Source organism: Pseudoduganella rhizocola, assembly GCF_045984285.3.
Lineage (GTDB): Bacteria > Pseudomonadota > Gammaproteobacteria > Burkholderiales > Burkholderiaceae_D > Rugamonas.
Genome location: NZ_JBJQIK030000003.1, coordinates 180,823 through 192,698, shown reverse-complemented (window position 1 = coordinate 192,698; position 11,876 = coordinate 180,823). Strand labels below are relative to the sequence as shown.

The 11,876-nt window shown below is 66.1% G+C and carries 10 protein-coding genes; 9 read left to right on the top strand and 1 reads right to left on the bottom strand.

Annotation, left to right across the window (positions count from 1 at the left end; all coding sequences use genetic code 11):
- Position 1: 1 nt before the first annotated feature.
- The 9 genes from ACJRPG_RS08105 to ACJRPG_RS08065 all read left to right on the top strand — a co-directional run bounded on the left by ACJRPG_RS08105 (position 2) and on the right by ACJRPG_RS08065 (position 11,665).
- Positions 2-1,414, top strand: coding sequence for an FAD-binding oxidoreductase (locus ACJRPG_RS08105; protein ID WP_407999558.1), 1,413 nt, complete (start codon positions 2-4; stop codon positions 1,412-1,414).
- A complete protein-coding gene (locus tag ACJRPG_RS08100) occupies positions 1,411-1,836 on the top strand; it encodes a DUF4124 domain-containing protein (RefSeq protein ID WP_407999557.1) in 426 nt (141 codons plus the stop codon). Before ACJRPG_RS08105 ends, ACJRPG_RS08100 begins: the two co-directional genes overlap by 4 nt.
- Positions 1,827-4,385 (top strand): FtsX-like permease family protein, encoded by a 2,559-nt coding sequence (locus ACJRPG_RS08095; RefSeq protein ID WP_407999556.1) that lies wholly within the window; start codon positions 1,827-1,829, stop codon positions 4,383-4,385. The genes ACJRPG_RS08100 and ACJRPG_RS08095 overlap by 10 nt, the downstream gene beginning before the upstream one ends.
- Positions 4,385-5,449, top strand: coding sequence for a lipocalin-like domain-containing protein (locus tag ACJRPG_RS08090; protein ID WP_407999555.1), 1,065 nt, complete (start codon positions 4,385-4,387; stop codon positions 5,447-5,449). Before ACJRPG_RS08095 ends, ACJRPG_RS08090 begins: the two co-directional genes overlap by 1 nt.
- Before the next feature lie 22 nt (positions 5,450-5,471).
- Positions 5,472-7,313: an ABC transporter transmembrane domain-containing protein gene (locus ACJRPG_RS08085; protein ID WP_407999554.1), complete on the top strand. Its 1,842-nt coding sequence runs from the start codon at positions 5,472-5,474 to the stop codon at positions 7,311-7,313.
- 96 nt (positions 7,314-7,409) lie between these two features.
- Positions 7,410-8,423: a threonine aldolase family protein gene (locus ACJRPG_RS08080; RefSeq protein WP_407999553.1), complete on the top strand. Its 1,014-nt coding sequence runs from the start codon at positions 7,410-7,412 to the stop codon at positions 8,421-8,423.
- Positions 8,420-9,970 carry a DEAD/DEAH box helicase gene (locus ACJRPG_RS08075; protein ID WP_407999552.1) on the top strand — a complete coding sequence of 517 codons (1,551 nt, stop codon included), beginning with the start codon at positions 8,420-8,422 and terminating at the stop codon, positions 9,968-9,970. The genes ACJRPG_RS08080 and ACJRPG_RS08075 overlap by 4 nt, the downstream gene beginning before the upstream one ends.
- A 31-nt stretch (positions 9,971-10,001) precedes the next feature.
- Positions 10,002-10,973: a thymidylate synthase gene (locus tag ACJRPG_RS08070; protein WP_407999551.1), complete on the top strand. Its 972-nt coding sequence runs from the start codon at positions 10,002-10,004 to the stop codon at positions 10,971-10,973.
- Complete coding sequence (locus ACJRPG_RS08065) at positions 10,970-11,665, top strand: uracil-DNA glycosylase (protein ID WP_407999550.1); 696 nt, start codon at positions 10,970-10,972, stop codon at positions 11,663-11,665. The genes ACJRPG_RS08070 and ACJRPG_RS08065 overlap by 4 nt, the downstream gene beginning before the upstream one ends.
- On the opposite strand, the gene ACJRPG_RS08060 is transcribed toward ACJRPG_RS08065, so the two are convergent.
- A complete protein-coding gene (locus tag ACJRPG_RS08060) occupies positions 11,628-11,876 on the bottom strand; it encodes a DUF3297 family protein (RefSeq protein WP_407999549.1) in 249 nt (82 codons plus the stop codon). The two genes, ACJRPG_RS08065 and ACJRPG_RS08060, sit on opposite strands and share 38 nt — an antisense overlap.

Below are 11,876 nucleotides of genomic sequence, written 5' to 3'. Positions count from 1 at the left end.
CATGAGCCAGAGCTTCCTCGACCAATGCCGCGCACTGCTGGGCGAGGCGCACGTGCTGCACGAGGAAGCCGATATGGCGCCCTTCCTGCGCGACTGGCGCGGACGCTTCACGGGCCGTGCGCTGGCCGTGCTGCGTCCGGGCAGCGTGGAGGAAGTGGCCGCCGTGGTGCGCAGCTGCGCCGCGGCGCGCATTCCCATCGTGCCGCAAGGCGGCAATACGGGACTGGTGCTGGGCAGCGTGCCGGACGCCAGCGGCAAGTCCATCGTGCTGTCGCTGGCGCGCCTGAACAAGGTGCGCCAGGTGGATGCGGTCAACCGCACCATGACCGTGGACGCAGGCTGCATCCTGCAGCAGGTGCAGGAAACCGCTGCGGCGCAGGGCTGCCTGTTCCCGCTGTCGCTGGCGGCGGAAGGCAGCTGCACCATCGGCGGCAACCTCTCCACCAATGCGGGCGGCACAGCGGTGCTCCGCTACGGGAACACGCGTGAACTCTGCCTCGGCCTCGAAGTGGTGACGCCCCAGGGCGAGATCTGGAACGGCCTGCGCGGCCTGCGCAAGGACAACACCGGCTACGACCTGCGCGACCTCTTCATCGGCGCGGAAGGCACGCTGGGCATCATCACGGGCGCTGTGCTCAAGCTCTATCCGCAGCCTGAGGCCAGCATCACGGCGCTGGTGGCACTGGCCTCCCCGCACAATGCGCTGCGCCTGCTGTCGCTGATGCAGGACCGCTGCGGCGCCAGCCTGACCGGCTTCGAACTGATGTCTGCGTTCTGCCTGCAGCTTGTAGCGAAACACTTCCCCGCCCTGCCTCAGCCCTTCCCGCCGGCGCACGCGCAGTATGTGCTGCTGGAGCTGTCCAGCAGCGAATCCGAAGCGCATGCCGTGTCCTTGCTGGAAGGCGCCGTGGGCGCAGCGCTGGACGCTGGGATTGCCGAAGATGCAGCCGTGGCCGCGAGCGTCGCCCAGTCGCTGGCCCTGTGGCAGTTGCGCGAGCACATTCCCCTGGCGCAGGCGGCGGATGGCAAGAACATCAAGCACGATATTTCGCTGCCGGTGTCCCGCATCGCCGAATTCATCGAACATACCGGGCCGCTGCTGCAGCAGGCCTTCCCCGGCTGCCAGCTGGTGTGCTTCGGCCACCTGGGCGACGGCAACCTGCATTTCAATGTGGCGCCGCCGCCGGGCATCGGCAATGAAGAATTCCTGGCCAACCAGGATGCGGTCAACCGCGTGGTGCATGACAACGTGGTGGCGTTCAATGGTTCGATCTCCGCCGAACACGGCATCGGCGCGCTGAAACGCGATGAGCTGGCGCGCTACAAGCCGCCGGTGGAGCTGTCCATGATGCGCGCCATCAAAGCCGCGCTGGATCCGCTCGGTATTATGAATCCCGGAAAAATACTGGGATGAAGACCATGCTGACCATCGCCGCCCTGCTGTTCGCTGCCGCCGCGCAGGCGCAGACCATCCACAAATGCACACATGAAGGCAAGGTAACGTATAGCGAAGCGCCGTGCGAGCATGGCGCGGGATCCGTGCTGGCCGTACCGGATGCGCCCGCGCCTGATCCACAGGCGAAAATCGCGCTGCGTGCGCAGCAGAAGGAAGCAAAGCTGCTGGAAAAGGAGCGCAAGGCGCGCGAAGCGCAGCAGGACCGCGAAGATGCACGCCAGGACAAGCTGGCCGCCGGCAAACGCCGCCGCTGCGACAAGCTGCGGCTGGACCAGAAGTGGGCCAATGATGATGTACGGCGCGCTTCGCCCCAGGGCATGGAGACGGCACGCCTGAAAGCGCGGCGCGCCTCGGAACGCATGGCGCTGGAATGCGGCTGACCCTATCGCGCTGGCTGCTGCTCGGTGAATGGCGCGCGCATCCGCTGCGCGCCTTGATGGCCGTGGCCGCGATTGCAGTCGGCGTATCGCTCGGCTTTGCCATTCACCTCATCAATGCGGCGGCCTTCAATGAATTCTCGACGGCGATCCGCAGCCTTTCCGGCCAGGCCGACGTGCAGGTCAGCGGCGCCGAAGCCCTGTTTGACGAGCAGGTCTACCCTATCCTCGCGCGGCGCGACGGTGTTGCGGTGGCGTCGCCGATACTGGAATTCGATGCGTCGCGCCCGGACGGCAGGCAGCCACTCAAGATTATCGGGCTCGATGTATTCCGCGCCGCCTTCATTTCGCCCGACCTGGTTGGCGCACCGTCCGACAACGATGCTTCCGCCACACTGGCCGACGATGCGATCTTCCTCTCCCCGGCCGCCCTCGCATGGCTCGGCGTTCAGCCGGGCGGCACGGCGCGTTTCCAGTCCGGCACGCAGGCGCTTGAACTGCGCGTGGCAGGTTCGCTGCAGCGCGCGCGTGTCGGCCAGCGCTTCGGCGTGATGGACATCGGCGCCGCCCAGTGGCGCTTCAACCGGCTCGGCAAGCTATCGCGAGTTGACCTCAAGCTGCGCGAAGGCGTGAACCGCGAGGCCTTCCGCGCCGCGCTGGCGGCGGACCTGCAGCGCGCATTCCCCGGCCGCTTCCGCGTTGGCCAGCCGAACGACGAGGACCAGGAAAGCCGCAACAGCAAATTGAGCCGCGCCTACCGTGTGAACCTCAGCGTACTCGCGCTGGTGGCGCTGTTCACCGGCGCCTTCCTCGTGTTTTCAACACAGGCATTGTCGGTGATGCGCCGCCGCAGCCAGTTCGCACTGCTGCGTGTGCTGGGCCTGGAGCGCCGCATGCTGCTGGCACAGATTCTGGCGGAAGGCCTCAGCCTGGGCGTCCTTGGCGCGGCGCTCGGCATCGCGGCCGGCTACGCCATGGCGGCAGCCGCGCTGCACTTCTTCGGCGGCGACCTTGGCGGCGGCTATTTTGCGGGCGTGCAGCCGGAGGTGCAGTTCACGCCCGTCGCGGCCACCGTCTATTTCGTTCTCGGCGTGGGCGTGGCCTTGCTGGGCTGCGCCGCGCCGGCGCTCGAAGCGGCGCGCGCCACGCCCGCGGTGGCGCTGAAGGCCGGGGCGGACGAAGTGGCGCTGTCCCGCCTGTCGCGCGCCTGGCCCGCCCTGCTCTGCCTCGTGCTGGCGGCGGGCATGACGCAGCTGCCGCCCGTGCTGGAACTGCCCATCTTCGGCTACCTGTCCATTGCCCTGCTGCTGATCGGCGGCATTGCGCTGATGCCGCGCATCGCCTCCATCGTGTTCCGTTTTGCGCACACGCGCTGGGCCGCCGCCACGGCGGCGCATCCGGCGGCGCCTGCGGTGCCCACGCTGACACTGGCGCGCCTGTCCAACGCATCCGGCCAGGCCGGCGTGGCGCTGGGCGGGGTGCTCTCGAGTTTCAGTCTCATGGTGGCGATGGCGATCATGGTGTCCAGCTTCCGCGTATCGGTGGACGACTGGCTGCTGCAGGTGCTGCCTGCCGACCTGTATGCGCGCACGGCGGGCGGCGGCGCCACCTCCGGCCTCGCGCCGCGCGAACAGGCCGCGCTGCGTGCGCTGCCCACGCTGGCCCGTGTGGAATTCATGCGCCTGCGTTCCGTATCGCTCGCCGCCGGGCGACCGAATGTGGCGCTGCTGGCGCGCGACATCGATCCGGCCCATCCTGGCCGCACCATGGTGCTGGTGGGACCGGAAGCGCAGCAGCGCGGTGGCACGCTGCCGCCGGCATGGGTTTCGGAAGCCGTGGCGGACCTGTACGGCGCACGGCCCGGCGGCACCATCCTCCTGCCCCTGCAAGGCGCGCAGCATGAGTTTTTCGTCGCCGGCACCTGGCGCGACTATGCCCGCTCCACCGGCGCCATCCAGATCATGCGCAGCGATTACGCGCGCATTACGGGAGACCAGGACGTGAGCGATGCCGCCATGTGGCTGGCGAAGGGCGCCTCCGTCGCCGACGCGCAGGCCGCCGTGCGCGCACTGCCGTTCGCATCCGCACTGGAATTGAGCGTGCCGTCCGAGATCCGCGCGCTGTCGCTGCGGATTTTCGACCGCAGCTTCGCCGTTACCTACCTGCTGGAAGCGATCGCCATCGTGATCGGCCTGTTCGGTGTTGCCGCCACCTTTTCGGCGCAGACGCTGGCGCGGGCGCGCGAGTTCGGCATGCTGCGGCATGTGGGCGTTACGCGCCGCCAGATCCTCGGCATCCTGGCCATCGAAGGCGGCTCGCTGACCGCACTCGGCATCCTCACCGGCTTGCTGCTGGGCTGGTTTATCAGCCTGATTCTGGTGCATGTGGTGAATCCGCAGTCCTTCCACTGGTCGATGCAGATGCATTATCCGTGGCCGCTGCTGGGCAGCGTGGCGGCGGCCTTGCTGGCGGCGGCCATGGTCACGGCACTGGCGTCCGGACGGCAGGCGCTGTCCGCCGGGCCGATTCGCGCCGTAAGGGAGGACTGGTGATGCGTTCCGTACTGATACTGTTCCTGCTGGCCTGCCAGCTCGTTTTCGCCGCGGCACCGGAATATGCGCCGGTACGGCCTGGCGTTGCGCTCAGCTTCCCCCGCGATTTTGGCGCGCATCCGGACTTCAAAACCGAGTGGTGGTACGCAACCGGCTGGCTGAGGACCGCCGACGGCCGCCAGCTCGGCTACCAGGTGACTTTCTTCCGCAGTGCGACCGCGCACGATACCGCCAACCCCAGCCAGTTTGCGCCAAAACAGCTCATCATCGGCCATGCCGCCGTATCAGATCCCGCCATCGGCAAGCTGCTGCACGACCAGCGCAGCGCGCGTGAGGGATTCGGCCTCGCGTATGCCTCGGTGAAGGATACGGACGTGAAGCTGGACGACTGGCATATGCAGCGGCGGGCGGATGGGCGCTACCTGGTCGACGTCCGTGCTGCCGAATTCTCGCTGCAGCTGGTGCTGGAGCCTACCCAGGCGCCACTGCTGCAAGGCGAAAACGGCTTTTCGCAGAAAGGGCCGCGTCCCGAACAGGCCAGTTATTACTATAGCAAGCCGCAGCTGCGCACCAGCGGGGCCCTGGTCATCAAGGGCAAGCGGGTGGAAGCCAGCGGCATGACCTGGCTCGATCACGAGTGGTCCAGCCAGGTGCTCGATGAAAATGCCTCGGGGTGGGACTGGCTGGGCGCCAACCTGGACGACGGAAGCGCCCTGATGGCATTCCAGATCCGCAGCAAGCAAGGTGCTAAACTATGGGCCCACGCGACACGGCGCGACGCATCCGGTAAGATCACGCATTACGCCCCGGATCAGGTCAGCTTTGCGCCGCAGGCGCACTGGCGCTCTCCCCGCACCCATGCCGAGTATCCGGTAGCGAGCCGGATTGCCACCGGCACGGCCGTGTGGGAGATTGAGCCACTGCAGCAGGACCAGGAACTGGATTCGCGCCGCTCCACCGGCGCGGTGTACTGGGAAGGCGCAGTGACGGTGCGGCGCGACGGCAAGACCGCGGGCCACGGCTATCTGGAACTGACAGGCTATGTCAGGCCAATGAAACTGTAGAGACAAAAAGACTACCAACACAATGAGCAACAGCACCACCAGCAGCGCCTCCACCCAGCACAGCAACCCGCCCGAAGCCCGTGAACTGAAAAAAGGCAGCCTGGCCGCATTCAAGGGCCTGGCGCCTTTCCTCAAGCCCTACCGCAAGCAATTCGCCATGGCCGCGATTGCGCTGACTGTCGCCGCCGGCGCCACCCTGGCGATTCCCGCCGCCTTCAAGCGGATGATAGACCTCGGCTTCGGCGCATCGGCTGGCGTCCACAGCGTGGAGCATGTGAATGCCGTGTTCCTCGCGCTGTTCGCCGTAGCCACGGTGCTGGCGATTGCGACGGCCGCCCGCTTCTATACGGTGTCCTGGCTCGGCGAGCGCGTTACGGCCGATATCCGCAGCGCAGTGTACCGCCATGTGGTGCAGCAAAGCCCTGCGTTCTTCGAAACGACGCAAACCGGTGAGGTGCTGTCGCGGATTACTACCGACACCACACTGATTCAGGCCGTGGTAGGGTCCAGCATCTCGATGGCGCTGAGGAACACGCTGCTCTTCATGGGCGGCCTGGTCATGCTGTTCATCACCAGCCCGAAGCTGTCCTCCATCATTATCGGCCTGCTGGTGCTGACGGTGCTGCCGATAGTGCTGTTCGGCCGCCGCGTGCGCAAGCTCTCGCGCGATTCCCAGGACCGCATTGCAGACGCTTCCGCCATGGCGGGCGAGATCCTGAACGCCATGCCGACCGTGCAGGCTTTCACGCACGAGAAAATGGAAACCCGGCGCTTCGGCGCATCCGTTGAAAATGCCTTCGTTACGGCCATGCGCCGCATCCGTGCGCGCGCGCTGCTGACGATGCTAGCGATTGTGCTGGTGTTCGGCGCCATCGTATTCGTGCTGTGGCTGGGCGCCCATGCCGTGCTGGAAGGCGCCATGACGGGCGGCGACCTTGGCCAGTTCATCCTGTACGCCTCCATCGTGGCAGGCGCGATCGGCGCCCTGTCCGAAGTGATGGGCGAGGCGCAGCGCGCCGCCGGCGCCACCGAGCGCCTGCTGGAACTGCTGGCCGTGCAGTCCGAGATCCAGTCGCCTTCGCAGCCGCTCGCCCTGCCGCCGCGCACCGCCAACGGCGCGGCGCTGACGCTGGCCGACGTGACCTTCTGCTATCCATCGCGCCCGGAAACGGCGGCGCTGTCCCACCTGTCCTTCGATATCCGTCCCGGCGAAACCGTGGCCGTGGTCGGCCCTTCCGGCGCCGGCAAGACCACGCTGTTCCAGCTCTTCCTGCGCTTCTACGACCCGCAGCAAGGCACCATCCGCCTCGATGGCGTGGATATTCGCCAGCTGGACCTGCATACGCTGCGCGACGCCATCGGCATCGTGCCGCAGGATACCGTGATTTTCTCGGCGGACGCGATGGAAAACATCCGCTACGGCCGCGCCGATGCCACTGATGAAGAAGTGATCCAGGCTGCGAAGCTGGCCGCGGCCCATGAATTCATCGAGCGCCTGCCGAACGGCTACAAGTCCTTCCTCGGCGAACGCGGCGTGCGCCTGTCCGGCGGCCAGCGTCAGCGCATCGCCATCGCGCGCGCCCTGCTCAAGAATCCTCCGCTGCTGCTGCTGGATGAAGCGACTTCCGCACTGGATGCGGAATCGGAACGCCTGGTGCAATCGGCGCTGGAAGCGGCCATGGTGGGCCGCACCACCGTCATCATTGCGCACCGCCTGGCGACGGTGCAGCGTGCGGACCGCATCCTCGTGATGGAAGATGGTAAGGTTGTGGAAATGGGCACGCACCAGACGCTGGTAGCGCTGGGCGGCATCTACGCCAACCTGGCCGCGCTGCAGTTCCATAACGTTCATGTAGCCCACTAAGGAGCGGCCATCGTGAAGGACGCCGAACTACGCCGGCAATGCCATACAGTCCTGCCGGGACACAAACAGCTGACGCCAGCCGAAAGCTTCGCTGCAATGGCGTCCTGGTGTGAGGCGAACGGGATCGCAGCGGACGTATACGGCGAGGGCGACGCGATCCAGGCGCTGGAGCGCAAGGTAGCGGACCTGCTGGGCTTCGAGTCCGCCGTGTTCTGCATCACCGGCACGATGACGCAGGTGACGGCCTTGCGCCTTGCCTGCATGGACGGCAATAGCCAGCTCGTGGCGCTGCACCCTACCGCTCACATTCTCAAGCATGAACGGGGCAACCATCAGTTGCTGAATGCCTTTCACGCGCTGCAGATCGGCAGCCCGCACCGCCCGTTTACGCTGGAGGAACTGAAAGCCATCCCCGACCGCCTCGGCGCAGTATCGATCGAATTGCCTGCGCGCGAAATCGGCGGCCAGGCGCCGTCGTGGGATGAGCTGGACGCGTTCAAAGCCTGGGCACGCGAAACCTCCACGCACCTGCATATGGACGGCGCCCGGCTGTGGGAAGCCGCCGCAGGCTATGGGCGCACGCCGAAGGAAGTGGCGGCGGGCTTCGATTCCGTCTACGTCTCGCTGTACAAGGGCATTGGAGGCATGGGCGGCGCCATCCTCGCAGGCAGCAGGGACTTCACGGCCCGCGCCGCCGAATGGTTCAGGCGCCAGGGCGGCAATGTGTTCACGCGCACGCCATATGTGGCGGCCGCCGCCATGCAGATCGATGAGCGGCTTGCAGCGATGCCGGCATGCTTCGAACGCACGCGGCAGCTGTATGCCATGCTGCACGGCTATCCGCTGCTGGTGCCGAATCCTGCGCAGCCGCAGGCGAATATGCTGCATGTTCATATGCCGGTAGAGCGCGAGCGCGCATTGGAGGTTCGCAACCAGATCGCGGAAGAACATGGCGTCTGGCTATTCAACTACGCTTCGCATGCGGCGCTGCCGGGGCACTGCTACACGGAGTGGTATGTAGGCGATCTCACGCTCGGGCTCAGCGACGAACAGCTGCAGCGCGCGCTGAACCTTTGGCATGCCGCGATGGCGCGCGAGGTGGCCCAATGAGCTTCCATAGCCTCAAGCTGATCGACCCGCTGCTGCAAACCCTTTCCGCGCTGGGTTACGACAAGCCTACGCCGGTGCAGCAGCAATCCATCCCCGCCGTCCTGGCGGGCCGCGACCTGATGGCGGCGGCGCAGACTGGCACCGGCAAGACCGCCGGTTTCGCCCTGCCCCTGCTGCAGCGGCTGACGATGGAAGGCCAGGCCGCCCCGCAATCCGTGCGCTGCCTGGTGCTTGCGCCAACGCGCGAACTGGCCGAGCAGGTGTACGAGAGCTTCCGCAAATACGGCAGCAAGCTGCCCCTGCGCAGCGCCGTGGCCTATGGCGGCGTGGCGATCGAGCCGCAGGTAACGAAGCTGCGCAAAGGCCTGGACGTGCTGGTGGCAACGCCGGGCCGCCTGCTGGACCTGCACCGCCAGGGGGCGGTCGGCTTCCAGCAGCTGCAGACGCTGGTGCTGGATGAAGCGGACCGTATGCTGGACCTGGGCTTTGCGCAGGATCTCGATGCGCTGTTTGCGGCGCTGCCGCCGCAGCGCCAGACGCTCCTGTTCTCCGCCACGTTCCCGGAAGCGATTCGCGCGCTGGCGGGCAAGCTGCTGTCCGATCCGGTGACGGTGCAGGCCAGCCCGGTCAATGCGGCGGCCAAAACGGTGCGCCAGCTGGTCTACACGACCGACAAGAAATCGAAACCCGAGCTGTTCCTGCACCTGCTGCGCGCGCAGCGCTGGGGACAGGTGCTGGTGTTTGCGAAGACGCGCAAAGGCGTCGAGCAGCTGGTGGGCCTGCTCAAGGCGCAGGGCGCCAGCGCCGATTCGATCCACGGCGACAAGCCGCAGCCGGCGCGCCTGCGTGCGCTGGAGCGCTTCAAGGCGCATGAGGTGCAGGTGCTGGTGGCGACCGACGTCGCCGCACGCGGCCTGGATATCCATGCGCTGCCGCTGGTGGTGAATTTCGACTTGCCGACAGTGGCCGAGGACTATGTGCACCGCATCGGCCGCACCGGCCGTGCCGGCGCCGAGGGTAATGCCGTGTCCATCGTATGCGCAGACGAAGTCGAGCTGCTGCGCGCGATTGAGACGCTGACGCGGCAGGTCTTGCCGCGTGAAGAGATTGCCGGCTTTGAAGCCGATCACCGCGTGCCTTCGACCGGTGCCGGGCCTGCGGGGACGAAAGCGGCGGCGCCGCGCGGCGCCAAAGCAGTCTCTCAGGAAGTGAGCCGCGACCCGCGCGGAATCTTCGGCGCCCCAGCGGCGCAAACGAAAGGCGCGAAGCGCGACAAGGCCGCTGCGCCTGCGCAGGATAAGGCGCGCGGCGCCGGCAGGCAGCAAGGGCCGGTTGGGCCAGGTGTGACGGCCGGTCCGGGCGGCGCAAAGCAGCGCGGACCGGGTACGCCCGGCGGAACGGGCCCTGCTGCCGGATTGCCCAAGGGCGCCGTCTTCGTAACAGCTGGACGCGGCGCGAAATCGGCGGCGAAGGTAGCGGCAAAGTCGGCAGCCAAGGCCATGGCGCGCGGCGGCCGCTCGCCCGGCGGACGCTCCGGCAAGCGCTAAGTTACAATCCTGTTTTCACGCGGAGATCCGAATGCAGCAATACCAGCAACTCATCAAAACTGTGCTCGACCAGGGTAGCTGGCAGGATAACCGCACCGGCATCCGCACGCTGAGCGTTCCGGGCGCGATGATGCGCTTTGACCTGAAAGACGGGTTCCCCGCTGTTACCACCAAAAAGCTGGCCTTCAAGTCCGTCGTCGGCGAGCTGTGCGCCTTCCTGCGCGCCTCCCGCAGCGCCGCCGATTTCCGCGCGCTGGGCTGCAAGGTGTGGGACCAGAACGCCAACGAAAACAAACAGTGGCTGGAAAACCCCTACCGCGAAGGCCTGGACGACCTCGGTCCCGTGTACGGCGTCCAATGGCGCCAATGGCCCGGCTACAAGCTACTGGATGCCGGCGAAGGCGCGCAGATTGCCGATGCGCTGCGCAACGGCTTCCGCCAGGTGGCGCCGCTGGAAGAAGGCGGCGTCAGGAAAGTCCTGCTGTACAAGGCCATCGACCAGCTGCGCGAATGCCTGGACACCATCATGAACAATCCCGGCAGCCGCCGCATCCTGTTCCACGGCTGGAATCCCGCCGTGCTGGATCAGGTTGCCCTGCCTGCCTGCCACCTGCTGTACCAGTTCATTCCGAACGCCACCACGAAAGAGCTGTCGCTGATTCTCTACGTGCGCAGCAACGACATTGGCCTCGGCACGCCCTTCAATATCGCGGAGGGCGCGGCCCTGCTCGCGCTGGTTGCGCGCCTCACCGGCTACACGCCACGCTGGTTCAGCTACTTCATCGGCGATGCCCATATCTACGAGAACCACATGGATATGGTGCAGGAACAGCTGAAGCGCGAACCGCTGCCATTGCCGCAGCTCGTCATCAACGAGCGCGTGCCTGCCTTCGCGGAAACCGGCAAGTACGAACCCGAGTGGCTGGAAAAGATCGAACCGTCCGACTTCACGCTCGAAGGCTACCGGCACCACGCCCCGCTTACTGCGCCGATGGCGGTATGAGCGAGGTAGTGGATTTTGTGGAAGCGCTGCGGCGCTTCTGCAAAATGCCGGACGTGTTCAATCCCTGGCGCGACCGGGACCGCGATCATGACGCGCGCCCCAATGCTGCCGATATCCGCGCCGAACACCTGCACCGCTACCTCTCGGAGCGCATTTCCAGCACAGGCATGGTGCTGCTGGCCGAAGCGCCGGGCTTCCAGGGCTGTCACTTCTCCGGCATTCCCATGACCTCCGAGCGCATCCTGCTCGGCCATCACCGCCACAATGACATTCACCCGGAAGACGTAACGCACGCTGCCTGCGCGCAGACCAGCAAACACCTGCCACAGGGGGCAAACGAACCCACGGCAACGATAGTCTGGAAAACGATGAAACAGGCGGGAATCGACACGCGTTCGGTGGTGCTGTGGAATGCCTTTGCCTTCCACCCGATGAATGGCAGCTATCTCACCAACCGCAAGCCGGCGCCGGAAGAACTGAAGAAGAACAGGCGCCTGCTGGAACAGTTCCTGGCGCTGTTCCCGAACCGGCCGCTGGTGCCGGTGGGACGTGTGGCAGAAGAAGTACTCGGCGAGATGGGCAAGGCCCACCTGCCGTATTTGCGGCACCCGGCCAATGGCGGCGCGGGTGCATTCAGCTCAGGACTGAAGGCGCTTAGCGGTAAAACGCTTCGACCTTGCCCTTCAGCTTGATCAGCATGGGATTGCCCTTGCGGTCGAGCGCCTTGCCGGCGGGGACTTTGATCCAGCCCTCGCTGATGCAGTACTCTTCCACGTCGTGGCGTTCCTTGTCGTTGAATTTGATGGCCACCTCATGCTCGAACACGGCAGGAACGTGGAACTTGCTGCGCGGATCGATCGACAGATGATCCGGCAATTCTGGTTTGGTCGTAGTATCGTTCAT

What these genes read in the sequence shown, in the direction of transcription:
- ACJRPG_RS08105 (WP_407999558.1), top strand. Translation starts at nt 2, where the DNA reads ATGAGCCAGAGCTTCCTCGACCAATGCCGCGCACTGCTGGGCGAGGCG.
- ACJRPG_RS08100 (WP_407999557.1), top strand. Translation starts at nt 1,411, where the DNA reads ATGAAGACCATGCTGACCATCGCCGCCCTGCTGTTCGCTGCCGCCGCG.
- ACJRPG_RS08095 (WP_407999556.1), top strand. Translation starts at nt 1,827, where the DNA reads ATGCGGCTGACCCTATCGCGCTGGCTGCTGCTCGGTGAATGGCGCGCG.
- ACJRPG_RS08090 (WP_407999555.1), top strand. Translation starts at nt 4,385, where the DNA reads ATGCGTTCCGTACTGATACTGTTCCTGCTGGCCTGCCAGCTCGTTTTC.
- ACJRPG_RS08085 (WP_407999554.1), top strand. Translation starts at nt 5,472, where the DNA reads ATGAGCAACAGCACCACCAGCAGCGCCTCCACCCAGCACAGCAACCCG.
- ACJRPG_RS08080 (WP_407999553.1), top strand. Translation starts at nt 7,410, where the DNA reads ATGGCGTCCTGGTGTGAGGCGAACGGGATCGCAGCGGACGTATACGGC.
- ACJRPG_RS08075 (WP_407999552.1), top strand. Translation starts at nt 8,420, where the DNA reads ATGAGCTTCCATAGCCTCAAGCTGATCGACCCGCTGCTGCAAACCCTT.
- ACJRPG_RS08070 (WP_407999551.1), top strand. Translation starts at nt 10,002, where the DNA reads ATGCAGCAATACCAGCAACTCATCAAAACTGTGCTCGACCAGGGTAGC.
- ACJRPG_RS08065 (WP_407999550.1), top strand. Translation starts at nt 10,970, where the DNA reads ATGAGCGAGGTAGTGGATTTTGTGGAAGCGCTGCGGCGCTTCTGCAAA.
- ACJRPG_RS08060 (WP_407999549.1), bottom strand. Translation starts at nt 11,876, where the DNA reads ATGAACGATACTACGACCAAACCAGAATTGCCGGATCATCTGTCGATC.